The sequence below is a fragment of the Glutamicibacter sp. GQ173 genome (assembly GCF_059759215.1).
On sequence record NZ_JCAXDT010000002.1, the window covers coordinates 335,336 to 358,089 of the forward strand.

The window sequence follows — 22,754 nt, forward strand, 5'->3', positions numbered from 1 at the left end:
CTGTTTCCTCCCAAGATTCTCAGTAGCGGGCTAATTGCTGATGAACGAAAGGCGGACACCGGCAGGACGGTACATGTCTAATGGTTCCGCTCCTCACATTTAGTTGCATCATTTCAACTAAAAGTGCAGACTCGCAATGAAACTTCAATTTTCAAGGAGATTAACATGCAACTGACAAATGCAACCGTGCTGGGCACTGGGGTTCTCGGTTCACAGATCCTCTTCCAAACCGCCTACCACGGCCTGCCAGCCATTGGCTTCGACATCAACGATGAAGCCCTTCACGCAGCCTCCGGACGCCTCGATGCACTGGTAGCGGAATATGCCTCATTTTTTGGCGACCCTGCCAAGGCCCAAGCGGCTCGGGAATCAATCCAGCTGACCACAGACCTGGCCCAAGCCGTCAAAGGCGCAGACCTAGTCATCGAAGCTGTTCCGGAAAACTTGGAAATCAAGGAACAGACTTACCAAAAGCTGGCCGCGCTCGCTCCGCAGCACACCATCTTTGCGACCAACTCCTCAACGTTGCTGCCCTCGGACATCGCGCCGTTCACCGGCCGGCCCGAAAAATTCTTGGCATTGCACTACGCCAACAACATCTGGAAGAACAACACCGGCGAAGTCATGGGCACCGCCAGCACCAGCACTGAAGCCTACGAGGCTGTGGTCGATTTTGCAGAACGCACCGGACTGGTCCCTATCCGGGTGCTCAAGGAACAACCAGGCTATGTGCTCAATTCGCTGCTCGTTCCATTCCTGGAGTCCGCCAGCCACCTATTGGTCAACGAAGTTGCCGACGCCGCCACCATCGACACCACCTGGAAACTGGGTACTGGCGCCCCTTACGGACCCTTTGAAATCTACGACATCGTTGGATTGAATACCGCCTATCACATCTCCAGCCATGGAGATGAAACCAGCAAGAAGTTCGCCGAGTTGTTGAAAAACGAATACATCGATCACGGCAAGCTTGGCGTAGCCACGGGCGAAGGATTCTACAAGTACAACTGACCTGCACGCACCGCCCGGCAAAACGCGACCCTGCCCCTCGGATAGGATGGTTCGGTGGCTCATATTGACGTGACTGACATCCAGTATTTCCTCTCCGACGGCACCCAGCTGCTGGGCGGTGTCACCTTTAAGGTTTCCGCAGGAACCAAGACAGCCTTGATCGGGCCCAACGGCACGGGTAAAACCACGCTGTTCAAAATCATCGCGGGTGACCTCAAGGCCGACGAAGGCTCGATCAACCGCACTGGTTCGCTGGGGATCATGCGCCAGTTTGTCGGCCAGGTGCGCGACGAGACAACGGTCAAGGAACTCCTGCTTTCCACCGCAGCTCCCGCGCTGGCCAAAGCGGCGGAAAAGGTGGCCAAGTACGAGGAGCTGATGCTCACCAGCGAGGACGAAAAAGTCCACATGCGCTACGCCGAAGCCATTATCGAATGGGGCGACGCTGGCGGATACGAGCTGGAAACCACCTGGGACAAGGTCTGCATGGCAGCTCTCGGCGTTGAATTCGACGCCGCTTCGCATCGCCTGGCCCGAACCTTATCTGGCGGCGAGCAAAAGCGCCTCGTTCTCGAGGCGCTATTCGAAGGCAACGATGACCTGCTGCTGCTCGATGAACCGGACAACTATCTTGATGTCCCCGGAAAGCGCTGGCTCGAAGAGAAGATGCGCAACTCCCCCAAAACGGTGCTGTTCATCAGCCACGACCGTGAACTTCTGAATAATGCCGCGACCCGCATTGTCACCCTGGAACCAGGGCATAGCGGAGCTACGGCCTGGATCCATGGCGGCTCCTTTGGCAGCTATGTTGAAGCCCGGCAAGAACGCAACGAACGCTTCGAGGAACTGCGCAAGCGCTGGGACGAAGAGCATGCCAAGCTCAAGGAACTGGTCAACATGTACAAGACCAAGGCCGCCTTCCGCTCAGACATGGCCAATCGATACCATGCGGCTACCACCCGCTTGGAAAAGTTCTTGGAGGCTGGTCCTCCACAGGCAATTCCGCTGGAACAGAATGTGAATATGCGGCTCAAGGGAGGACGCACAGCCAAACGCGCCGTGGTGGCCGAAAAACTTGAACTCACCGGCCTGATGAAGCCCTTCTCCGCCGAGATTTGGTTTGGCGACCGGGTGGGGGTTCTGGGCTCCAACGGTTCTGGCAAGTCCCACTTCTTGCGCTTGCTTGCCAGCGGCGGCAGCGACCCGGAACGCGAGCACTTGCCAGTTTCTGACATCGTGATCGACAAGGTTGAACACGAGGGCACAGTTAAACTCGGCGCAAGGATCAGACCAGGCTATTTCGCTCAAACGCACACGCGCCCGGACCTCTTTGGCCGGACGCTGCTTGAGATTTTGCATCGCGGCGATGAGCATCGCTCCGGTTTGCCTCGTGAGGCCGCGGCCGGCGCTTTGGACGGCTACGGGCTGGCCGGGCAGTCCGAGCAGAAGTTCGAGTCGCTCTCCGGTGGACAACAGGCCCGCTTCCAAATTCTGCTGCTGCAGCTCTCCGGGGCGACCTTGCTGCTCCTGGACGAGCCGACCGACAACCTGGACTTGCACTCCGGCGAAGCCCTTGAACGAGCCATCAATGCATTTGAAGGAACGGTACTAGCGGTCACCCACGACCGCTGGTTTGCCAAGAGCTTCGACCGGTTCCTGGTCTTCGGTTCGGACGGCAAGGTCTACGAATCAGCAGAACCGGTATGGGACGAGACCCGCGTAGTGCGCAAACGCTAGGCTACAAGGTCGAGTCAAAGGCGGCCCTGGCCGCCGATCAAGAGCACCAAGGTGTCAATGATCGGCGCCAGGGCTTCTTTGCACCTCGCTGCAACGCCGGGCGAGTGCACCCCCGGCTAGTGCTCGGGGTGCAGCACCGAGTGCGGTGCCTGCAGCTGATGCAGCAATTGATGAATTCCCGGGTGCACTAGCCGCCAGCGCCGGTACTTCCCGTCCCGCTCCACCTGAATGACCCCAGCGCGATGAAGAGTCGAAAGGGCCTGGGTGACCGTATTCGGCGACAGGCCGGTCGCTTCAGCCAGCTGGGTGACAGACGAGCCGGGCGCGGCATGCATCGCTATGAGAAGCCTGATGCGCGTTTCATCAGCACACAGGGAAAATACCTCAATCCACTCGGGAATCGTTGCCTGAACCTTCGAGAGCGCCTCGGAACCTATTTTTTCCAGTTCTATCTCAGCCACTGTTCTCCACTCCTGTTCTGATGGGAAAACATCGGGTCACACAGACATCTGTCTGAACGAACACATGTATTCTGAGAACATCAAGCACCCCACCTTTTCCGAAAGGACCCATGCACCGTGCGCCAGCCGATTTCCCGGGCCACAGCGATTCTCCTACCCATCGTAATTGTCTGCAGCGGGTGCCAGGTAGCCAGCACGGACGCATCGGTCGATTCCAGCGTAAATCTGCTCACCCCGGCGCTGCCATCCACGCTCAATCCGCTGGCGGGATTTGATAACAACGGCATCGGGAAAATCAATGAATCACTCTTCACGCTCCAAGGCGAGCCGGATGCCTTGCCCGGGATCGTGCCGCTGCTCGCGCAAGACGAGCCCTCGATTTCCGCAGATGGGCTCATCTGGGACATCGCCTTGCGAGAAGGAATCGAATTCAGCGACGGAACGCCATTTGACCCGGCTGATGTCGTTGCGAGCTACCGGGCCATCAAGGAACCGCGCACTGCTTCTCCCCTAGCGGGAACCCTGGAAAACCTCGCGACCGTGGAGGCCCATGGCCCTGATGGCGTGCGCTTCATTCTGCACGAGCCACAGGTGTCCTTCAAGACTTCTCTGCTCATCGGCATCGCCCCGTCCGAAAAAATCCAGGAGCGGACACCTGTCAGCGAGTCATCCCTGAACCGCGAGCCTATCGGCACCGGCCCCTACGTGCTTGAAAGCTTCGACAGCTCGTCCTTGGTGCTAAGCGCTAATGAAAACTACCGGGATGGAGCCCCTGCGGTCCGGAAAGTCTCCTATACCGAATCCGCCGACGACAATACACGCACACAAGTGATGGCGGGATCTGATTACACCGGCACCGTCTTGCCTGCTCGCCTCGCAGCCAGCTTTGCGCAGCGCGAGGGCCTTGAGGTGGTGACCGCTACCAGTGCTGACTGGCGTGGCATTTCACTGCCGTCCGATCACCCGCTAACCAAGGACCCCAAGGTCCGTCTGGCACTGAACCTTGCGATAGACCGCGACGAGATCGTTGCTGGCGTACTGGCCGGTGCCGGGCGCCCTGCGTACACGTTTGTTCCCCCAGAATACGGAAAGTACTACAATTCGCAGGCCGTTTTCGAGCATGATCCGATGCTGGCCCAGCAACTGCTTGATGAAGCCGGGTGGACGGTAGGGGCCGATGGAGTGCGCAGCAAAAACGGAGAACGCGCGGAATTCACCCTGCTCTACAACCCCGGCGATACGCTCCGCCGGGACTTGTCGCTGGCCCTCGCTGCGCAATTAGAAGCATACGGAATCAAAGTTGCTGTCAAACCTGCAACCTTTGATCAGGCAGAACCCCGAGTGCGCAAGGATGCGATCATGCTTGGCGGTGGCGATACGCCCTACGACGTGGATACCCAGCTGTATAAGATGTTGCATTCGAGCTACCCCGATGCCGGCGCTTACTACGACAATCCAAGCCACTACTCCAACAAGCTGATGGATCAGGCGCTGCATACCGGACGCACCAGCACGGACCCGAAAACCAGGGCCAGCGCCTACCAAAAAGTGCAGGAACTCTACATCGAGGATCCCTCCATGCTGCTCATTGCCTTTGTGGATCACAGCTATGTCCAGCGCAGCAACGTCCACCAGCGGTGGAACACGACCGGAACACTGCTAGAGCCCCACGAACACGGAACTGCCTGGGGCCCATGGGCGCAAATTGGACAGTGGACCGACAAGTGAAAGCACGCTTCGCAGCACACCGCTGGAATCTGGTTGGCACACTGCTGATCCGCCGCATGCTCGTCGCGCTACCGGCAACTGCCGCCCTCACGGCGGTGGTCTTTGCGCTGGCCGGCATTGCGCCATTCAATCCCTTGGCCAGCTACCTCGGTTCAAGCTACGCCCACACCAGCCTGGACCTGCGCGACCAATTGCGCGCGGAACTTGGCTTTGACCAATCCTGGACCCAGGTTTGGACCCATTGGATCTCCCATGCCCTGCAGGGGGATTTTGGAGTCTCCGTAATAGCGGCGCGACCGGTAACGCAAGTGCTGGCTGAGCGTATTCCGCTGACAGCGCTGCTCACCGCAACAGGACTGCTAATGGCGATCCTGGCTGCCTTGCTCGTGTCCCTCGGCGCCGCCAAATACCGTCATGGGATCCTTGACCGTCTCGCCCAAGCTGTCGCCCAGCTCGCTCAGTCTGTACCGGTATTTGTGGTGGCCTTGCTGGCAATCGCAATGGTTGCCCTCCCCCTGGGCTGGCCCACGGGAGGCATCGCAGCAGCTGGCACGAGGCCAACTCCCGGTTCAGTCATGGTCCATCTCATTCTGCCCGCCAGCGTCCTGGCCTTCAGCTTGCTGCCGTGGCTGCTGCTGAATCTTCGGGCATCGCTAATTGAAGCGCTGGATTCCGATGCGGTTCTCGCAGCCCGCGGCAGAGGAGCATCGCAAATACTGTTGAAAGAAGCGCTGCCGCAAGCTTTGCTGCCCTTCATCACCGTCATCGGATCCCGATTAGGAGAGCTCATAGCCGGCGCTCTCATCATTGAGACGATTTTCGCCTGGCCTGGAATTGCTTCGGCAGTCATCGATTCGGCCATCGCGGGCGACTTTGCCCTGCTAGCGGCCGTGACGGCTTGCTCAGCCCTTGCCGTATTCGCTGGCAATGCCCTGGCCGATGCAGCATATCTAATCGCTGATGCCCGGGTGGCCCATGCGTAATTTCCGTGTCCCGATGCCGGCCACGCTATTGTGCGCAGCACTGCTCGCCTATGCCTTTCTTGTTCCCGCCCTAAACCCAAACGCAGTTGGCGCTGTGGACCTTTCCGCCGTCTACCAGCACCCTGGTCCAACGCGCATATTCGGCACGGATCAGCTGGGACGCGACTTGTGGGTACGCACTGCTGCCGCGCTGAGGGTTTCCTTGCTAATGGCCCTGGGCGCGGCCACCTTCGCAACGCTCATAGGAATCATTGCCGCAACGATTGCGGCCACCTCCGGAAAATTCGTGGATGGTGTCATCAGCCGTGCAATTGACGGCCTCAACGCGATCCCGCACCTGCTTCTATCTGTGGTGATCCTGGCGCTTTGGCCCGGACAGATTTGGGCAATAATCATCTCCATCGGGCTGACCCACTGGACGCAGGTGGCCCGAGTACTGCGCGCCAAGCTGCTCTCAGAACGAGAAAACGGCTATGTCAGGCTCAGCGCAGCGTCCGGGGCCAGCTCGCTGGCCATATGGAGAACCCACCTTATTCCTGCCATTTTGCCGCAAGCTGGAATCGCCTTCGCACTGCAAGTGCCACACGCGATGTGGCATGAATCGGCCCTGTCTTTCCTTGGCGTGGGGCTTCCCGCTCAGGCCGCCTCACTCGGATTGCTTCTAGAGGATGCACGCAGCGGAATCCTCGCCGGTGCCTGGTGGTTGCTGATATTCCCGTCCATGGTGCTGATCACCGCCTGTTGGGCAGTTGCCCGATTGGCCCAACAAGATCATGGCCGCCGTTCTCCTTCTCGCAGGCGGCCTGGGAAAGCGCTCAAAGCGCTCAGTTCCATCCCTGAATTTGCGCCAAGGCCTTCTCAAGGATTCAGCGCTCGCTCAACGGTGCGGGCCGGTGAACAACTACTGGTTAGGCAGGTAGAAATCAGCGCAGAGCCTGGAACCATCACTGTTCTGATGGGAACTTCCGGAGCAGGCAAAACCCTGTTCCTGCGCTCGATTGCCGGGCTGTTGCCAGATTCGTTGGAGGCATCATCGTCGGTGGCGCTCAATGGGCGCTCAGGCTCCAACGCCAGGACTGGAAAATTCCTGGGCAGCGACCTGGTCTTCATTCCCGGTTCGGCAGCCACGGCGCTTAATCCGGTGCATACGATGCGCAAGGCGCTCACGCGAGCATTTCGAGAACATTCGCAACAGGCCACCGGCGGGAACCTTGAGGCCTACTGGCGGCAATTTGGATTGGACGCCCACCTCCTGGATCGCTATCCGCATCAGTTGTCGGGCGGACAAGCTCAGCGTGCATTGCTGGCGCTCGGGCTAGCCGGTGATCCAGCATGCGTTGTGCTCGACGAGCCCACGAGCGCCCTGGATGAAGGTACCCGGTTGATCGTTGCGCAGATCCTGCGGAAAACAGCTGATGCGGGCGCCATCGTCTTAATGGTTACCCACGATCTTGACTTGGCAGAGCAATTGGCCGGAGTCATCTACACCATGGAGGATGGCCAATTGATTTCCACAAAGGTGCCTTTCAGCCGCCCGGAGGTCATCAAATGACCTTGAGAATGGAATCGGTAGAACTGAATCTGGCAGGGCGCCAGGTTCTTCCGCCAACAAGCCTCATAGTTCTTGCGGGCCAGATATTGGGCCTGACTGCCCCCTCCGGGGCAGGCAAGACCAGCTTGCTCTCAATTGCCTCGCTTTTACAGCGCCCAGATGCGGGCTGGATCATCATCGACGGGATTCCCATCCCCGTAGAGCTTGCCACGTCGAAAATCCCTGTGGCAGTCCGCAGGAACATTGGCATGCTGCCCCAGAATCCTAGAAATTTTGCGGATCCGCGGCTGACGTTGGCAGAAACAATCACCGCGCCCTTGGCTTTCCGAGATGGCAAATCCCGGCCTGTTCCGCAACGCTATCAAGACCAATTGCTTCGCTTGACCGACCAGGTGCAACTGTCCAAAACCCTGTTGGGCCGATTCCCGTCCCAAGTTTCTGATGGACAGCTGCAGCGCGCCTTGATGGCCCGGGCCTTGAGCCTGGATCCAAAGCTTATCCTCTGCGACGAGCCTACTTCTGCCCTGGATCCAACTACTACCAACGCCATATTGAGCGTATTGCGCACCAAGGCGGCCGAAGGGGCTGCGGTGCTGATCGCTTCCCACGATCGGAACTCGTTGACTCGATACTGCGATGCGGTGCTCCCCTTAGCCGACCTGCATCAACCATCTATTTGCTAGTACTTGCGCAATTCAACGGGCACCTGAGCGCGCAATCGGCCGCGCAATTCATTAACGATGCACGTCAATACGGCGGCAGCCGACTCCGTCGATGTACCCAAGGTACGCACCGACAGACCGGCTGCAGCGGTCATGGAAATCCCCACATGGACCGGTTCACCTTGTTTCGCTGCTACTGCATAGGCCTGAACTCGCAAGTCATCAACCAAGGAGGCATCGATGCGGGAATCTACGGCCAAGAGCATCCCGACGTGGCTGAATCCCTGCAAATAGAGCAAGGATTCCACTTCTTGGTCTTCCGGTTGAACCAGGAGATTATCGAGCACCGCCAAGCAACCTCCGATATGCACTTCGGTGCGCAAGCGGATCCGCTGATATTTGAACAGCTCGCCATCAGGGCTCCAGCCCGGAGTGATGATTTCGCACATCACCAAAGAACTGGTCTCGTGCATGTGCACGATCGTTTCCTGGCGATAGCTGGCGTCGCGATAGGCAATTAACTGATCCGGCAGATACTCCAGCACAGCGTCTTCAGCCAACTCGATGTTCAGCTGTGACTGCGCTTCGCCTTGCGGCGTTCGGTAGATCTTTGTCGCAGATTGAGTCGTTAGCAGCAGGCTCGCTGAGGAGCCAACACCAATGCCTATGCGATACCTGTCCGCGCCGAGGTAGCCGCCACCCGGATTGACTACCGTGTAGCAAACTTGCGCAGTGCTATCGAGGTAATGCGGGCGAAGAACCCGCAACGCTCCCTGATGATACTGGCGAGTGGCTATATCCTTGCCTGCCCTGCGTTCAATGTGCAGATCAAGTTCGCCAGTTAGCCGTTGCCCAACCACTATGCAAGATCCGTCATCAGCACATCGTGCTTGAGCCATGCAATCACTTGCTGCAGGCCGTCATCGGTCTTCAGGTTCGTGAAGCAAAACGGCTTATCTCCACGGAACTGCTTGGAGTCTGACTCCATAATCGACAAATCCGCGCCAACATAGGGTGCCAAATCAGTCTTGTTGATAATGAACAGATCAGACTTGATCATTCCTTGCCCGGCCTTGCGCGGGATCTTCTCCCCCTGCGCCACATCGATGATGTAGATGGAAAAATCCACCAGCTCGGGCGAGAACGTGGCCGAGAGGTTATCGCCACCCGACTCGACAAAAATAACCTGCAAGTCTTTGTGCTTGGCTATGAGGTCTTCGATTGCCGCTTCGTTCATCGAGGTGTCTTCGCGGATGGCGGTATGGGGGCATCCACCAGTTTCAATGCCGACAATTCTGTCCAATGGCAGGACCCCGTTGGCAGCCAAGATCTTCGCGTCTTCAATGGTGTAGATGTCATTGGTAATTGCTGCCATGGAGATCTCGCCATCCAAGGCGCGTGTGATCCGCTCAATGAGCTGGGTCTTGCCGGCACCTACTGGGCCGCCGATGCCAATGCGAATTGGTTCCATTCTAATATTCCTCGAATCAGTTGGGGCCGCAGAAACGGCCGGGGTGAATAATCAGGACATGAACATGCGGGCCCGCTGGTGCTCATGGCGCATCTGCGCTATTTCCAAGCCGGGCGTGGCCACGCCCAGGTCCTGACCATCCAGCGTGAAAATTTTGGCAACCGCAGCGTTGACAGTCTCGTGCATCTGCCGGATGACACGCTGGCCCGCATCCTGGCCAAGCGGAATGGCGCGGATGGCGTTTTGAGTCAGGCTTGTCGCGGTGGAAAACAAATAGCTGCTCAGCGCGTCGGCAAGCGGCGCACCAGCGCCGCGTGCAGCCAGGGCATAGGCAATGGCCGGATGCCCGGTGCCAGTTCCTGCCTGGACTGCTTGCTGATAGCTGCGCAGCGATGGCACGGCAAAACCGGCCAATGCCACGGCTAGCATACGCGCACCCATCTTCTGTGCTGCAATTCGCAGTTGGCGGGGCAAAGCCGACGCATGAATCAGCCGATCCAGCTCGATAATGCGCTGGTCGTTGTCAGCTTCGAATGCAAGGCGCAGCAGCAGTCCATCGGTGTAGGTCAACGATTGCTCCAAGAACAGGCGCAGCCAGTGGGCAAAACTCGCTTCGTCATGCACTTGCCCGGTTTCCAAATAGGATTCCATCCCGAAGGAATGGCTGAAGGCTCCCGTAGGCAGTGCCGAGTCAGAGAGTTGCAGCAGGGTGAGCAGGTGCCCAGAGCTAGTGGGTGTGTTCTGCATGTCGGAATGGAACGGGCATGATGCGTTCCTGCCGCTCGTAGCGTGCTTGATGGTGCTTGAGGAAGTCCTCTACGGTGTGGTCGTACTGCACCACCATCACTTCAGCACCATATTCAGATTCGCGGTCAAAAAATTGCGCTTGCAGATGCCGGTTGCCCAACGAGTGGGCAATGAAACCCATATCAAAGATCGACTCCGGCGCAATGACCAGCACATCTGTGGGCAATACAGACACCGTAATGAGTTCCGAATCGGTAATGAGCAGAATATCGCCGTCGCGCAGGTCCGGTCCCGGCGCCAAGCGCAGGCCCAATTCCCGCCCATGATCAGTGCTTACCCGTTGGATTCGCTTGACCAGGTCCGAGCTGGGCAGGACCACTTTTTCGTGATGCCGGCCGTCGAGCAGTCCGCTGCCATCCTCGTGGATATTTCCCACGAGTTTTTCAATAATCATTGTTCTCCTTCACTAAAATTTTTCCCTCAGCGGCTAGAACAAGAAGTAGCGCTGCGTCATGGGCAATTGCGTCGATGGCTCGCATGTTGCCAATTCTCCGTCGACAAAAACTTCGTAGGTCTGCGCGTCAACCTTGATCTCAGGGGTGTTCCCGTTGAGTTTCAAATCCGCCTTGGTTAGACCGCGAATGCCGTGGCAGGGTCGGATGACTTTGCGCAGGCCAAGGCGTTGCGGAACTCCATCTTCAATGGCTGCTTGGGACATGAAGGTGATCGAGCTTTCATAAACGGCACTGCCCATCGAGCCGAAGCTAGGGCGCAACGTGCGTGGCTGCGGCGTTGGGATGGACCCATTTGAGTCCCCCATAACCGACTGGACAATCAGCCCGCCCTTGATGATCAAATCCGGCTTGACGCCAAAGAAGGCCGGATCCCACAGCACGAGGTCGGCAAACTTGCCTTCCTCGACGCTTCCAATTGAGTCAGCGATGCCGTGGGCAATGGCCGGATTGATGGTGTATTTCGCAACATAGCGCTTCAGGCGCTCGTTATCGCCCACTTCTGGGTCGCCAGGCAGCTTGCCGCGTTGGCGTTTCATCGCATCGGCTACTTGCCAGGTTCGCAGCACCACTTCCCCGACCCGCCCCATGGCCTGGGAATCGGAAGAAGTAATGGAAAAGACGCCCATGTCGTGCAAGACGTCTTCGGCGGCAATCGTCTCAGGACGAATGCGCGAGTCGGCAAAAGCGACATCTTCTGGAATATCGGGGTTCAGGTGGTGGCAGACCATCAGCATGTCCAGATGCTCGTCCACCGTATTGCTCGTGTAGGGCAATGTCGGGTTGGTCGAGGCGGGGATAACGTTGGGCAAGCCTGCCATGCGAATGATGTCCGGGGCATGCCCTCCGCCAGCACCCTCGGTGTGGAAGGTGTGAATGACTCGTCCAGCGATGGCTTCGATGGTGTCTTCCACGAAACCGCATTCGTTCAGGGTATCGGTGTGGATTGCCACTTGCACGTCATACTTGTCGGCCACCTTCAATGAGGTGTCGATGGATGACGTGGTCGCGCCCCAGTCTTCATGAATTTTCAGGCCGATAGCACCAGCGCGGATTTGCTCGACTAGCGGCGCTTCGTCACTGGCGTGGCCCTTGCCCAGGAACCCGATATTCATTGGCAGGTTCTCGACCGCTTGCAGCATTCGCGAGATGTTCCATGGCCCCGGGGTCAGGCTGGTTGCCTTGGTTCCCTCGGCTGGTCCGGTTCCACCGCCAATCATGGTGGTGGTGCCGTTGGCAAGCGCGGTCTCGACCTGGCCTGGCGAGACGAAGTGGATGTGGGTATCGATGGCACCCGCAGTCAGGATCTTGTGCTCGCCGGCGATAATCTCGGTTGCGGCACCGATAGTGATGTCAATACCGTCGGATATGTCCGGGTTGCCGGCTTTGCCAATCTTGAAGATATGGCCATCTCGCAGGGCGACGTCTGCTTTGTAGATGCCGGAGTAGTCCAACACGACAACGTTCGTGATGACGGTGTCCGGGATCTGCTGGTCCCTGGTCAACCGGCCGTTTTGCCCCATGCCGTCGCGAATGACTTTTCCACCGCCGAAGACTACTTCTTCGCCATAAGTGGTGTAATCGTGTTCAATTTCCAACAGCAGTTCGGTGTCGGCCAACCGGATGGCATCGCCAATTGTTGGACCATACATTTCCGAGTACTGCTTGCGGGACATTTCGAAGCTCATGCTTAGCGCTCCTGATCGTTCATGGATGTGCTGTCCAGTGGACCGGCAACGTGATTGCGAAAACCGTGAACCTGGCGGGCGCCGGAAAATTCCACGAGATTTACGGTGCGCGCATCTCCCGGTTCAAATCGGACAGCGGTTCCTGCTGGAATGTCCAGGCGGAATCCCCTGGCGCAGTCGCGATCAAATTCGAGCTGCGCGTTGACCTCGGCAAAATGAAAGTGAGATCCGACCTGCACTGGCCGGTCGCCACGATTTACGAGTTTGAGCTCAAGCGTTTTCTGCGTCTGGTTGCAAGCAATGGGCTCGCCTCGAAGAATGTACTCTCCCGGAATCATTGTCCGTGCCTTTCGTTTCCGCGTGGTCTAGCGAATGGGATTGTGGACCGTGACAAGTTTGGTCCCGTCCGGAAAAGTCGCTTCAACCTGGACGTCATGGATCATTTCCGCAATACCGTCCATTACGTCCTCGCGACGCAGAATAGTGGTTCCATAACTCATCAGTTCTGCCACGGAACGACCATCGCGTGCGCCTTCGATCAATTCATAGGTAATGACGGCAATGGACTCCGGGTAGTTCAGCTTCAGTCCCCGTGATTGGCGACGGCGTGCTAGATCCGCAGCCACGACGATCATGAGCTTTTCTTGCTCCCTCGGCGTTAAATGCATTGACAGATTCCCCATTCAAGAGTTGCTTAGAGGTTCCACATTTGTACTCAGAAACGGCCAGAATACGCCGGGAGGGGTGTGGATATGGCAAGAATAGCAGACCTCCTCAACGTGCGCGGAAGGGAAAAAATCGGGCCATAAAACACTCATCGACTTAAATTATTTCCCCAAGACAGAGAAGATTTTATCGGCCCAAAATTGCGAGTCATCGGCATGTCCGTTTCCGCCGAATTAAGAATGCATTACATCTGCTTCCAATTTTTGCCTGCGCCTGAAAACTCTTTGCACCTGATGCGCCTAGGACATGACAAAACTGCTCCCCGAATACCCAAGGGCGCTCGATGGCGACGCTTCAGATTCGAAGAGCAGTAATGATGAGTTTCCCTGCAGGAGAACCGGCCTTTATTCGACGAGTTTTCCCACCTGGGATACTTCGGCGATCAGCGAAGAAATTTCGGCCGGTATCTCCGGGAGGGATTCACGCACGATGCCCTGCGGAGACCACACCAGATTCACCTGCAGTTCGGGGTCGGTCATGGGATAGTCGCTGCGATTGTGGCAGCCGCGCGTTTCCTTGCGTTCCAGCGCCGATTCCAAGGTGGCTCGTGCGGCAAGGACTGATGACTTCAAATCGAAGGCGTGGCAGAGATCCTGGAAGCCGGCGATGTCTGGATGGATGCCGATATTTTGCATTCGTTGTTCAATTTCGCCCAGCTTTTCCAAGCCAAGCTGGAGCCCGGCTTCATTTCGCACCACTCCAGCATGCGCAGTCATCACGTCGCGAATGGCTCGCTGCAAGCTGCGCACATTCTCTTCGCCGTCGGCTGACACCAGTGACTGCACGGAATGCCGTGCCTGGTCAATGGCTTGCTGTGAGCGCTGGTGGGACATCAGTGCACGAGAATAGCCAGCGGCTTCCTGCCCTACGATGCGCCCGAAGACCAATAGTTCAATTAGCGAATTGCCACCCAGTCGATTGGCCCCATGCAATCCTGAGGATGCCTCTCCAATGGCGTATAGCCCGGGAACTTCCGTTGCATGCGTGAGAGGGTCCACCCAGACACCGCCCATGGAGTAATGCGCTGTTGGCGCAATCTCGATCTTCTCCTGGGTGATATCGAGCATCTGCTCTTCAAGCATGGTCTGGTACACCCGCGGCAGCCTGGACATGATGGTCTCTCGCGGCAAGTGGGATACATCCAGCCACACCCCGCCTTTGTCTGTGCCCCTGCCTTCACTGATTTCGGTATAGGCCGCGAGGGCTACCCGATCTCGCGTGGATAGTTCCATGCGCTCAGGATCGTAGCGTTCCATGAAGCGCTCGCCTAGCGCGTTGGTCAGAATTCCGCCTTCACCGCGAGCTGCCTCTGAGATCAGGGTGCCCGCGACCGATTCAGGCTCGATAATGCCTGAAGGGTGGAACTGGACAAGCTCAGCGTCACGCAACCGTGCGCCAGCTTCGACTGCCAGGCGGAAGGAATCGCCAGTGTTTTCGTCGCGGCGGGAGCTGCTGCGCCGCCAGATGCGGTTATGCCCACCCGCAGCCAGGATGACGGCATCGGCGTATATCAGGTATCCGGTGCCGTCGTTGACATCAAAGCCATAGGCTCCGAAAATCTTGCCTTCGGCTACGAGCAGTTCAGTGATGTAGACGGAATCCAGAACTGGAATCTGCAGTTGTTCTGCACGGCGGATCAGGGTTCGCTGAATTTCCAGTCCCGTGTAGTCGCCGGCGAAAGCTGTCCGGCGGAACTTGTGTGCCCCGAAAAAGCGCTGCGAAATGCGTCCGTCTTGTTCGCGGGCAAAGTTCATGCCGTAGCGTTCAAGGTCTTCGATCCCTCGCTGTGCTCCTTGGGCAACTACCTGTACGGTTCGTGGATCCGCCAAGTAGTAGCTTTCCTTGATGGTGTCCGCCGCGTGTTGCTGCCAGCTATCTTCCTCGTCCATGGTTCCGAGGGCCGCGTTGATCCCGCCGGCGGCCAAGGAGGTGTGTGCATCGTGCTTTGGACGCTTGCCTACGGCTAAAACATCGGTGCCCGATTCTGCCAGTTCGATTGCTGCTCTCAAGCCAGAACCACCGGTTCCGATGACGAGTACTGACGTGGTGACCTGCTGTTCTTTTCTCATGTTTCCCAGCTTCTGCTGGCATTGGGAATACGTCCAATGAATTATCAGCATGATTACGATAGCGATATGCTATGCATATGAATCTAGAGCAGTTGCGCGGCTTCATTACGATTGCCGAAGTGGGACACTTCACTCACGCAGCCGAACTTTTGCACCTCACGCAGCCTTCCTTGAGCCGCCAAATCTCCACTCTCGAACAAGAGCTGGGATCCGAACTTTTTCATCGCGCCCGAGGGAATATCTCGCTAACCGCGGCCGGCCAGGCGCTGCTCCCCCGCGCACGGCGAATGCTGGCCGATGAAGAAACCATTCGCAGCGAAATGGCGGATTTGGCCGGCTTAAGGCGCGGACGAGTACGGCTCGGCGCACCTCCTACGCTGTGTGTTTCGCTAGTTTCGGAAGTATTGGAGATTTACCGCGAGAATTACCCTGGCGTGCAGCTGCAAATTTTCGAAGCAGGGTCACACCGCCTCTTGGAGCAATTAGCCGGCGGAGAACTGGATCTTGCACTTATTGTGACGTCAGAGCACGCTGTGAACGAAAAGAACCTGCAGAATCTGCCACTTCTGGAAGAGCAATTGGTAGTGATCGACTCGCTAGAGCGCCCGCATTTGGCAGAAGCTACTTGCCTGGCTCTCAAGGATCTGGCACCGATCGCACAATTGGCGTTCTCCCACAGCTATGACCTTCGCGCAAGCACCGCCCAGGCTTATAAGGCCTCTGGACTGGTTCCGAATATCGTAGTGGAGGGCGGCGAAATGGATGCTGTATTGCGCTTTGTCCATCGCGGTTTGGGTGTTGCCGTGGTGCCGGCGACCGTAGCCTTGGAAACTCCGGGAATTCGCGCCATAGCCTTGCGCGACCCGCAGCTGGTCCGCACCATCGGACTCGCCCACCGACGCGATGTATCGCTAACCAGAGCTGCGTCCGCCATGCACGGATTGATTGAGAATACCGCGAAACTCCTGTCTGCTCGACACGAGCAAATTACGTCGCTATTTTGATCCCCAAATGGCTGGCCATCTCCTCGGCCAGCAGGCTTAGCTGCAGGGTGTTGATTTGGGTTCCTCGCATCGCCTCAAGCCCCTCGATTTGAGCGAAGTCCAGCCCTTGAAGGTCAACATCGCGAAGTTGTGCGCCAACGCAGTTGAGTACCGAGGTTCGCGAGTCGATGAAACTCACTCTCTGGATCTGGCCGCCAAAATCGATCTCTTCAAATTGGCAGTTGCGGAAGACGACATCGCGAACCTTGGCTCGGCGCAGGTTCAACCAGCCGAATTTGCAGTTTTCAAATACCACGCCATCCAACTCGGCCTCGACAAAGTCGCCCGAACCTATTCTGCTGTGGGTCACCCGCACATCGTTGAGGAACGCTCCGGCGGCGTTGAGCGACGGGGCGCCAATCTGTTTTAGTTCACACTGCAAAAGCCGGGCGTTGCGCAACGTTTCCAGTGCTACCCCGGTGAACCGGCATTCCTCAAGCCTGGCATCATCCGCGTGCACCGGAGTATCAATACCCTCAAAGTGCAGCAGTTCCACGTACTCGCCGCCATCAAGATCGCCGGCAAATCCGGCTGCCAATGCAGGCAAGGTGAACGGACGAATTTTGGGGTTCAAGTGGTACATCCTTAATGCGATGCGGATTTTTTTCCAAGGCTTCCGACAATATCAGCTAAGGCAGCTTCGAGCTGCGGCCACTTAAATTGGTAATCAGTAGCCTGCAAAACTTCCGGCAGTGCCCATCGGGACTTAAGCAGCATTTCAGGTTCCACCCGGAGCAGGAACATAGCTGGCTCCAGCATCCATCGATATACGGGCAACCCGATCTTCCGTCCGACAGCTTGACGCAGGCTCGCCATGAGTTCGTGGTTCACTACAGGGTTCGGAGCTGCCAGATTTACTGCCCCTGAAATCTCTTGATGATCAATCACGTGCCAGATGGCTCTGAGCACGTCATCGACATGTATCCAGCTGAAACGCTGTTGTCCAGCGGTGCGATACCAGACGCTACGCACTGGGCCGCTTGGATGCGGTCCGATGCCGCGGTACCTGCGGTGCGAAGGCCACCACCCATCATGTTGCGTCCCGCCCAGGCCGAGGCGGGCAATAGCCAGCAATTTGCGCGTGGCTGGGCCATCCCCAAGCACGATCGCCATGCGCAGGGCCACTCGTCGAGTGCTGGGCAGTTCTCCCGTGAAGAATTCGTCTTCCCAATTACGAGCGACGTCCACCGAAAACCCCTCGCCGAGGATCCCGGTGGACTCCGTATTGGGCTTGTGAATGCTGTGCTCATAAATGGTGGCCGTTGATGCATTAAGCCACAACTGCGGTGGAAGTGCTGCCTGGGCCACGGCGGAATGCAAGGCTCGCGTGGTATCGACACGTGAAGCCAAGATCTGCTCGCGCGCCGCCTCGGTGTAACGGCAACCGACGTTTTTCCCAGACAAATTAATGAGCAACTGCGCGCCATCAATAAGACGGGAAATTCCCTGGGCATCACCCCACGGCACCGACGAATGGGGACCACGCCCAATGGTGGAAACCTCATAGCCAGCTGATCGCAGCTCGGCCACTAGCCTTTGGCCGATAAACCCGCTGGCTCCAGCAACGACTGCCCGCCGCACATTCCCGTCCATCGCGCCTCCACCTTTTAGAAGTCGTTGATCACCAGTTTCTTCATGTTCAGCATATGCTCAAATGCTCCAGGGCGCTCCATGAGCTCGCCCATATTGGACGGTACGATTTGCCAGCTGACTCCGAATTTGTCAGTCAGCCAGCCGCAGGCTTCAGCTTCCGGCACGGCCGACAGCGCCTCCCAAACGCGGTCAATTTCTTCCTGGCCATCACACGGCCACTCCAGCGAGACACCGGGCGTGAATGAGAAGTCTTGGCGCACGCCCGAATCCATTGCCGCAACGGCATCCGCAGCCAAGGAGAACTGGGCGAACATCAGCGATTCTGCCGTGGCGACTTCGGTAGCTTGCCCATAAGGGAAGGCACTTTCCAGCTTGGCGCCAAGCACTTGACCGTAGAACTCGATGGCTTCGGCAGCCCGGTTCTGGGCCTGTCCGCCAAACATGAGGCATGGCATGACCCTTGCATTTTCAGACACTGGCTCTGCGGATTCCATCAGCTGCCAGGAGACACCATATTTATCGCTCACCCAGCCATAGCGTGAACTGAAATCGTAGGTGTCCAGCGGCATGAGCACGCTACCGCCTTCGGCTAAGGCCGCCCAAGTTGCATCCAGGACATCGCGTTCATCGGTGTTGAAACTTAAGATCATCGAAATCGAAGCATTGGGTGCGAACTCTTCGCCGGCATTGATCAGAGTTATTTTTGTGCTGCGGACCCACACCGAGACGGTGAGTGGCTTGCCGGCAAGGGGTTGCTGGAAATCCAACAGGCCTTCTGTTGGATAGCGCGATTCAATCTCTGTCCTGGCCTCTGGCAATGCTGCCGCGTAGAACTCCCCAGCTTCTCCGGCCGTTCCTTGCATCCATAGGTTGACGGTGAGCTTTTGCATAACGAAACCTCTCGGGTAACTGAATGACGCTTTCACGGTACCGCGAAGAATGCAACAAAAACAGATGCGTCAGAGAACTTTTAGCCCGGATTCACCGCCGAGTTTTTCCGTGTTTGTCCTGCAGGAAAATTCGTCCATCGTTCGATTTGGGGCGAGGGCCTTACCAGCGACATATTCCCAGGCAGGTCGAGGGAAAACTTCGCGTCCCGATGCTCCGGGGACGCAAGGTCGACCGGGACTCGGCAAACTTACCGATAGAAGCGCACAAGACACCTATGGTGCCAGGCCCAATCGAGTCGTCGTAGCCAGCTTCCACGCGTTGCCAGCGCCATCGAATCGTGGCAAAGGTGCACCATGAAGTGGGGGCCAATCGGGGGATGCGCCGGTAATTGCCCGTGCGCCCAGGCCGGAGACCAAGGCCACTGGTGTCCGCTGCAAATTGCTCGACTCGCTTATTCTGCTCGTGGACTGCACTTCTCGAGTGACCCGCTGGTGCAGGCCGGCTACAGATTCCAGCCAGCCCCTGGCCGCGGAAGACCCACGGCTCGGATTTTGTCCAGGGTACCGGCTGGCGAGAAGCACCACAGGAAGCTGCTGCTCCATGCCCCCAGCTTGGAGAGTTAGCCTTGGATGACTGACTGAATTCTCTGAAAGGACCACAGTGCGCATTGATCGCCTGGATGCAGATCTTATCGAGCTGCTCACCGACTCCCCTATGCTGCCGGTGATGGAATGCGCACGCCGCCTAGGCGTTGCCCGCGGTACCGTCAGCAGCCGGTTGGCCCGTCTGCATGAGGCAGGGGTGATCCGCGGAATAATTCCACGGATTGAACCGGCAGGTTTCGGCTACTCGCTTGTCGCCTTTTGCCAGGTTGAAATCATCCAGCGCTACGGACACGCTCCAGTGGCTTCAGCCCTAGAGGAAACGATCCCCGAAATCATCGATATGTATACCGTGACTGGAAATTCTGATTTGCAGCTGCGCGTGGTTGCGCAAACGGCGGAGGACCTTCAAGACATTTTTGATCGGATCAACCGCGTGTCCGGGGTTGCCAGAACTTCATCTTCCTTTGCCTTGCATGAACACTTCCAAGGGCGAACACTGCCGCTGGTGGCCGCATGCGCTAAGACTGAGCCGGAGCAGGAAAAGGCTATGCAAATTGACCAGTAAAATAGAAGGATGGGCAATTACTGCTATGCAACCTGCATAGGCCAGCGGATGTCGATTGCACCGCTGATTCGATCAATCTACAGTCATTGCTTGTGAATCGCGACACGCGAGAATATGAGCAAGGCCACGGCTGAAGACATCAGTGCACGTCCTTGCTGTTTGAACGATTGCCAGCATCATGCAGTGGTGGCAGTCAGAGAGGAAACTCATGACCCTTCACCAGCGCCCTTCCTTGCAGGACGTCCCGGCTTACAAGCAGGGCAAGCCCGCACCCGCTGGAGCTTCAAAACTCTCATCGAATGAATCACCACACGCACCCTTGCCTTCGGTGATCTCCAGCATCCAGGAGGGTCTGGCGAACATCCACCGCTATCCAAGCATCGCCGCGCCCCAGCTGACCGCAGCACTGAGCAAGCAGTTCAGCATTGACGCTGAGCATGTCACTCTGGGTGCTGGCTCAGTTGAAGTCGCCGCACAGATCATCCATGCAGTCGCCGCCGAAGGCGATGAAGTGATGTATGCGTGGCGCTCCTTCGAGGCATATCCATCGTTGGTTCGTATTGCGGGAGCTACTCCTGTCGAGGTTCCGCTGGACGCCAAGTCCCGCCACGACCTGCCAGCCATGCTGGAGGCCATCACCGACAAGACCCGTCTCATCTTCATCTGCAACCCGAACAACCCCACAGGGACGGTCGTCGAGGCTCAAGCGCTGGACGAGTTCATCAACGCGGTGCCACGGAACATACTTGTCGTTGTTGACGAAGCCTACGTGCACTTCGACCGGTCCGAAGTACGTGCTGACGGCATCGAGCTATTCCGAAAATACCCGCACGTTGCGGTCCTCCATACCTTTTCCAAGGCCTACGGTCTTGCCGGGCTGCGGATCGGCTACGCAATCAGCCCCCTCGAAGTCGCCAATAACCTGCGCAAGGTCGCTGTGCCATTCGGAGTTTCCGATTTGGCCCAGCGCGCTGCTGTCGCGTCGCTGGCTGCGATCGACGAGCTGGCTGTGCGCATCGAGGAAGTGGTAGCTCAGCGTGAACGAATGTATGAGGGGCTGGCCCAGGCCGGCTATCCGGTAGTCAAATCCCAAGCCAACTTCGTATGGGTAGGCGCAGGGGCTGACACCGTTGATTTGGAAGCACAGCTTGCCGCCGGCGGCGTTGTGGTTCGCGCCTTCCCCGGTGATGGCTTGCGCATCTCCTCCGGTACAGAAGAAGACGTCAATCGCGTGCTGGCGGCTTTGCCAGCATTTGCATCTGCAGAGGCGGCCACCGCATGACGGCTGTGAAAAACACCGAAGCCCAGCTGCACACAGGCCTGACCCAACGCCAGATTTCCATGATGGGTCTTGGCGGTGCGATAGGCGCCGGTCTGTTCGTTGGTTCGGGTCAAGCGATTTCGATTGCCGGCCCCGCAGTGCTTATTTCCTATCTGCTCGCCGGCACGGTCATCATCGTGATCATGGCGATGCTGGCAGAGATGGTTGCGGCGCATCCTTCCTCGGGAGCCTTCAGCACCTTTGCGCACAAGGCCATGGGACGCAGCGCGGGCAGCACCTTGGGCTGGCTTTACTGGGTGCAACTAGTTGTGGTCATTGCCGCCGAGGCCACTGGCGCCGCTGCGATCACTGCTGCATGGTTCCCGGCCTTGCCGCAATGGGCCTGGGTTCTGGGCTTCGTCGTGGTGCTCACCGGGGCCAACCTCTTGGGCGTTCGAAACTATGGCCGCTTCGAGTACTGGTTTGCTGTCATCAAGGTCGCAGCAATCATTGCTTTCCTGGTCTTTGGCGCGCTCGTGCTGGCCCACGTTATTCCTACCGATGAACCGGTTGGATTCGCGAACCTGGCAGCCCACGGCGGCTTCGCACCAGGAGGCATGGCTGGCATCGCCGCCGCCGTGCTGATCGTGATCTTCTCCTTCGGCGGAACCGAAGTCGTTTCAATCGCTGCGGCCGAATCCAAGGACCCAGCCGGAAACATCAAGCGAGTAGTGAAGTCAGTGATGCTGCGCATCCTCTTCTTCTACCTCGGCTCAATCTTGATCATCATTGCCCTCGTGCCTTGGAATGATCCTTCGGTGGTTGAAGGCCCATTCGCCGCGGCCCTGGCCGTCATGCATATTCCAGGCGTGGGCCTGCTGATGAATGCCGTCGTGGTCGTGGCACTGCTTTCAGCAATGAATGCAAACATCTACGGTTCATCACGCATGCTGTATTCACTCGGACAGCGAAAACTTGCACCGAGCAGCGTCACCCACGTAACTGGGAAGGGCGTTCCAGCCAAGGCAGTGATCAGCTCCGTGGCGTTCTCATTCCTGGCGGTCGGGTTGAATTGGATTTGGCCAGATGCGGTCATGCCGATCCTGCTCAACGTAGTTGGCTCCACCATCATCTTCATCTGGTCATTCATCGCAGTGACCCAGCTGATCTTGCGCCGGCGGGCAGATCGCGAGGGCGAGAAGCTCCCCTTGCGGCTGTGGGGCTTCCCTGGCTTGTCCATCGCCACGATCGTGGTCCTGGCGGCAATTGTTGTCGTAGCGATGACCGATCCTGCGGCTCGTACCCAGCTGCTGTTGACCGGTGGCCTGACTGCCGCAATTTGGGTTATATCCAAATTGCTCCTGCGCCAAGAGGCAGATGCTGAACAGGACAGCGGCCTGTAGCCAGCCAGCGTGGTTTGGCCGAGCCTGGGCCTGGTTCACTTCTGTG

Annotated in this window: 23 protein-coding genes; 10 read left to right on the forward strand and 13 right to left on the reverse strand. The window is 57.7% G+C overall.

What is annotated here, in order from left to right; genetic code table 11:
• The first annotated feature begins 165 nt into the window (after positions 1 to 165).
• Complete coding sequence (locus AC6CHO_RS05490; protein WP_498214059.1) at positions 166 to 1,011, forward strand: 3-hydroxyacyl-CoA dehydrogenase; 846 nt, start codon at positions 166 to 168, stop codon at positions 1,009 to 1,011.
• Between the two features lie 54 nt (positions 1,012 to 1,065).
• Positions 1,066 to 2,748 carry an ABC-F family ATP-binding cassette domain-containing protein gene (locus AC6CHO_RS05495; protein ID WP_498214060.1) on the forward strand — a complete coding sequence of 561 codons (1,683 nt, stop codon included), beginning with the start codon at positions 1,066 to 1,068 and terminating at the stop codon, positions 2,746 to 2,748.
• A gap of 116 nt (positions 2,749 to 2,864) precedes the next feature.
• Here AC6CHO_RS05495 and AC6CHO_RS05500 read toward each other — a convergent pair whose 3' ends face one another.
• On the reverse strand, positions 2,865 to 3,209 hold the full coding sequence (locus AC6CHO_RS05500) for a metalloregulator ArsR/SmtB family transcription factor (protein ID WP_195182181.1): 345 nt from the start codon (positions 3,207 to 3,209) through the stop codon (positions 2,865 to 2,867).
• Between the two features lie 117 nt (positions 3,210 to 3,326).
• Here AC6CHO_RS05500 and AC6CHO_RS05505 point away from each other — a divergent pair, with 117 nt between their 5' ends.
• Genes AC6CHO_RS05505 through AC6CHO_RS05520 form a run of 4 tightly spaced genes read left to right on the forward strand, consistent with a single transcriptional unit; the run spans position 3,327 to position 8,155 of the window.
• Positions 3,327 to 4,937, forward strand: coding sequence for an ABC transporter substrate-binding protein (locus AC6CHO_RS05505; RefSeq protein ID WP_498214061.1), 1,611 nt, complete (start codon positions 3,327 to 3,329; stop codon positions 4,935 to 4,937).
• The gene (locus tag AC6CHO_RS05510; RefSeq protein ID WP_498214062.1) at positions 4,934 to 5,920 is read left to right on the forward strand and encodes an ABC transporter permease; all 987 of its coding nucleotides are present in this window, start codon (positions 4,934 to 4,936) and stop codon (positions 5,918 to 5,920) included. The genes AC6CHO_RS05505 and AC6CHO_RS05510 overlap by 4 nt, the downstream gene beginning before the upstream one ends.
• The gene (locus AC6CHO_RS05515; RefSeq protein ID WP_498214063.1) at positions 5,913 to 7,472 is read left to right on the forward strand and encodes an ABC transporter permease subunit; all 1,560 of its coding nucleotides are present in this window, start codon (positions 5,913 to 5,915) and stop codon (positions 7,470 to 7,472) included. Before AC6CHO_RS05510 ends, AC6CHO_RS05515 begins: the two co-directional genes overlap by 8 nt.
• Positions 7,469 to 8,155 (forward strand): ATP-binding cassette domain-containing protein, encoded by a 687-nt coding sequence (locus AC6CHO_RS05520; RefSeq protein ID WP_498214064.1) that lies wholly within the window; start codon positions 7,469 to 7,471, stop codon positions 8,153 to 8,155. The genes AC6CHO_RS05515 and AC6CHO_RS05520 overlap by 4 nt, the downstream gene beginning before the upstream one ends.
• Here the strand turns inward: AC6CHO_RS05520 and AC6CHO_RS05525 are convergent.
• The 8 genes from AC6CHO_RS05525 to AC6CHO_RS05560 form a co-directional block, all read right to left on the reverse strand.
• Positions 8,152 to 8,994 carry an urease accessory protein UreD gene (locus AC6CHO_RS05525; RefSeq protein ID WP_498214065.1) on the reverse strand — a complete coding sequence of 281 codons (843 nt, stop codon included), beginning with the start codon at positions 8,992 to 8,994 and terminating at the stop codon, positions 8,152 to 8,154. The genes AC6CHO_RS05520 and AC6CHO_RS05525 overlap by 4 nt on opposite strands.
• Positions 8,994 to 9,605: an urease accessory protein UreG gene (ureG, locus tag AC6CHO_RS05530; protein ID WP_498214066.1), complete on the reverse strand. Its 612-nt coding sequence runs from the start codon at positions 9,603 to 9,605 to the stop codon at positions 8,994 to 8,996. Before ureG ends, AC6CHO_RS05525 begins: the two co-directional genes overlap by 1 nt.
• A gap of 51 nt (positions 9,606 to 9,656) precedes the next feature.
• Positions 9,657 to 10,352 (reverse strand): urease accessory protein UreF, encoded by a 696-nt coding sequence (locus tag AC6CHO_RS05535; protein ID WP_498214067.1) that lies wholly within the window; start codon positions 10,350 to 10,352, stop codon positions 9,657 to 9,659.
• Entirely contained in the window at positions 10,333 to 10,806 is a 474-nt protein-coding gene (gene ureE / locus AC6CHO_RS05540; protein ID WP_498214068.1) for an urease accessory protein UreE, read from the reverse strand. Before ureE ends, AC6CHO_RS05535 begins: the two co-directional genes overlap by 20 nt.
• 33 nt (positions 10,807 to 10,839) lie before the next feature.
• Positions 10,840 to 12,552 (reverse strand): urease subunit alpha, encoded by a 1,713-nt coding sequence (gene ureC / locus AC6CHO_RS05545; RefSeq protein ID WP_498214069.1) that lies wholly within the window; start codon positions 12,550 to 12,552, stop codon positions 10,840 to 10,842.
• Between the two features lie 2 nt (positions 12,553 to 12,554).
• Positions 12,555 to 12,890, reverse strand: coding sequence for an urease subunit beta (locus AC6CHO_RS05550; RefSeq protein ID WP_498214070.1), 336 nt, complete (start codon positions 12,888 to 12,890; stop codon positions 12,555 to 12,557).
• A 27-nt stretch (positions 12,891 to 12,917) separates the two neighbouring features.
• Positions 12,918 to 13,220 carry an urease subunit gamma gene (locus tag AC6CHO_RS05555; protein WP_060703395.1) on the reverse strand — a complete coding sequence of 101 codons (303 nt, stop codon included), beginning with the start codon at positions 13,218 to 13,220 and terminating at the stop codon, positions 12,918 to 12,920.
• A gap of 402 nt (positions 13,221 to 13,622) precedes the next feature.
• Entirely contained in the window at positions 13,623 to 15,347 is a 1,725-nt protein-coding gene (locus AC6CHO_RS05560; protein WP_498214072.1) for an FAD-dependent oxidoreductase, read from the reverse strand.
• A 77-nt stretch (positions 15,348 to 15,424) separates the two neighbouring features.
• Here AC6CHO_RS05560 and AC6CHO_RS05565 point away from each other — a divergent pair, with 77 nt between their 5' ends.
• Positions 15,425 to 16,351 carry a LysR family transcriptional regulator gene (locus AC6CHO_RS05565; RefSeq protein ID WP_060703397.1) on the forward strand — a complete coding sequence of 309 codons (927 nt, stop codon included), beginning with the start codon at positions 15,425 to 15,427 and terminating at the stop codon, positions 16,349 to 16,351.
• Here the strand turns inward: AC6CHO_RS05565 and AC6CHO_RS05570 are convergent.
• The 4 genes from AC6CHO_RS05570 to AC6CHO_RS05585 form a co-directional block, all read right to left on the reverse strand.
• Positions 16,335 to 16,964, reverse strand: coding sequence for a pentapeptide repeat-containing protein (locus AC6CHO_RS05570; RefSeq protein ID WP_498214073.1), 630 nt, complete (start codon positions 16,962 to 16,964; stop codon positions 16,335 to 16,337). The genes AC6CHO_RS05565 and AC6CHO_RS05570 overlap by 17 nt on opposite strands.
• 11 nt (positions 16,965 to 16,975) lie before the next feature.
• Positions 16,976 to 17,983 carry an epimerase gene (locus AC6CHO_RS05575; RefSeq protein WP_498214074.1) on the reverse strand — a complete coding sequence of 336 codons (1,008 nt, stop codon included), beginning with the start codon at positions 17,981 to 17,983 and terminating at the stop codon, positions 16,976 to 16,978.
• 14 nt (positions 17,984 to 17,997) lie between these two features.
• Complete coding sequence (locus tag AC6CHO_RS05580; protein ID WP_498214075.1) at positions 17,998 to 18,873, reverse strand: VOC family protein; 876 nt, start codon at positions 18,871 to 18,873, stop codon at positions 17,998 to 18,000.
• Positions 18,874 to 19,146: 273 nt separating this feature from the next.
• Entirely contained in the window at positions 19,147 to 19,476 is a 330-nt protein-coding gene (locus AC6CHO_RS05585) for a hypothetical protein (protein ID WP_498214076.1), read from the reverse strand.
• A gap of 58 nt (positions 19,477 to 19,534) precedes the next feature.
• On the opposite strand from AC6CHO_RS05585, the gene AC6CHO_RS05590 reads away from it, so the two are divergent.
• The 3 genes from AC6CHO_RS05590 to AC6CHO_RS05600 all read left to right on the forward strand — a co-directional run bounded on the left by AC6CHO_RS05590 (position 19,535) and on the right by AC6CHO_RS05600 (position 22,708).
• Positions 19,535 to 20,044: an Lrp/AsnC family transcriptional regulator gene (locus tag AC6CHO_RS05590; protein WP_444663646.1), complete on the forward strand. Its 510-nt coding sequence runs from the start codon at positions 19,535 to 19,537 to the stop codon at positions 20,042 to 20,044.
• A gap of 208 nt (positions 20,045 to 20,252) precedes the next feature.
• Positions 20,253 to 21,326: a histidinol-phosphate transaminase gene (hisC, locus tag AC6CHO_RS05595; RefSeq protein WP_498214077.1), complete on the forward strand. Its 1,074-nt coding sequence runs from the start codon at positions 20,253 to 20,255 to the stop codon at positions 21,324 to 21,326.
• Complete coding sequence (locus tag AC6CHO_RS05600) at positions 21,323 to 22,708, forward strand: amino acid permease (protein WP_498214078.1); 1,386 nt, start codon at positions 21,323 to 21,325, stop codon at positions 22,706 to 22,708. Before hisC ends, AC6CHO_RS05600 begins: the two co-directional genes overlap by 4 nt.
• Positions 22,709 to 22,754: the final 46 nt, after the last annotated feature.

What these genes read in the sequence shown, in the direction of transcription:
- AC6CHO_RS05555 (WP_060703395.1), bottom strand. Translation starts at nt 13,220, where the DNA reads ATGCATTTAACGCCGAGGGAGCAAGAAAAGCTCATGATCGTCGTGGCT.
- ureE (WP_498214068.1), bottom strand. Translation starts at nt 10,806, where the DNA reads ATGATTATTGAAAAACTCGTGGGAAATATCCACGAGGATGGCAGCGGA.
- AC6CHO_RS05585 (WP_498214076.1), bottom strand. Translation starts at nt 19,476, where the DNA reads ATGGAGCAGCAGCTTCCTGTGGTGCTTCTCGCCAGCCGGTACCCTGGA.
- AC6CHO_RS05520 (WP_498214064.1), top strand. Translation starts at nt 7,469, where the DNA reads ATGACCTTGAGAATGGAATCGGTAGAACTGAATCTGGCAGGGCGCCAG.
- AC6CHO_RS05560 (WP_498214072.1), bottom strand. Translation starts at nt 15,347, where the DNA reads ATGAGAAAAGAACAGCAGGTCACCACGTCAGTACTCGTCATCGGAACC.
- ureG (WP_498214066.1), bottom strand. Translation starts at nt 9,605, where the DNA reads ATGGAACCAATTCGCATTGGCATCGGCGGCCCAGTAGGTGCCGGCAAG.
- AC6CHO_RS05490 (WP_498214059.1), top strand. Translation starts at nt 166, where the DNA reads ATGCAACTGACAAATGCAACCGTGCTGGGCACTGGGGTTCTCGGTTCA.
- ureC (WP_498214069.1), bottom strand. Translation starts at nt 12,552, where the DNA reads ATGAGCTTCGAAATGTCCCGCAAGCAGTACTCGGAAATGTATGGTCCA.
- AC6CHO_RS05575 (WP_498214074.1), bottom strand. Translation starts at nt 17,983, where the DNA reads ATGGACGGGAATGTGCGGCGGGCAGTCGTTGCTGGAGCCAGCGGGTTT.
- AC6CHO_RS05565 (WP_060703397.1), top strand. Translation starts at nt 15,425, where the DNA reads ATGAATCTAGAGCAGTTGCGCGGCTTCATTACGATTGCCGAAGTGGGA.
- AC6CHO_RS05515 (WP_498214063.1), top strand. Translation starts at nt 5,913, where the DNA reads ATGCGTAATTTCCGTGTCCCGATGCCGGCCACGCTATTGTGCGCAGCA.
- hisC (WP_498214077.1), top strand. Translation starts at nt 20,253, where the DNA reads ATGACCCTTCACCAGCGCCCTTCCTTGCAGGACGTCCCGGCTTACAAG.
- AC6CHO_RS05550 (WP_498214070.1), bottom strand. Translation starts at nt 12,890, where the DNA reads ATGATTCCGGGAGAGTACATTCTTCGAGGCGAGCCCATTGCTTGCAAC.
- AC6CHO_RS05600 (WP_498214078.1), top strand. Translation starts at nt 21,323, where the DNA reads ATGACGGCTGTGAAAAACACCGAAGCCCAGCTGCACACAGGCCTGACC.
- AC6CHO_RS05580 (WP_498214075.1), bottom strand. Translation starts at nt 18,873, where the DNA reads ATGCAAAAGCTCACCGTCAACCTATGGATGCAAGGAACGGCCGGAGAA.
- AC6CHO_RS05535 (WP_498214067.1), bottom strand. Translation starts at nt 10,352, where the DNA reads ATGCAGAACACACCCACTAGCTCTGGGCACCTGCTCACCCTGCTGCAA.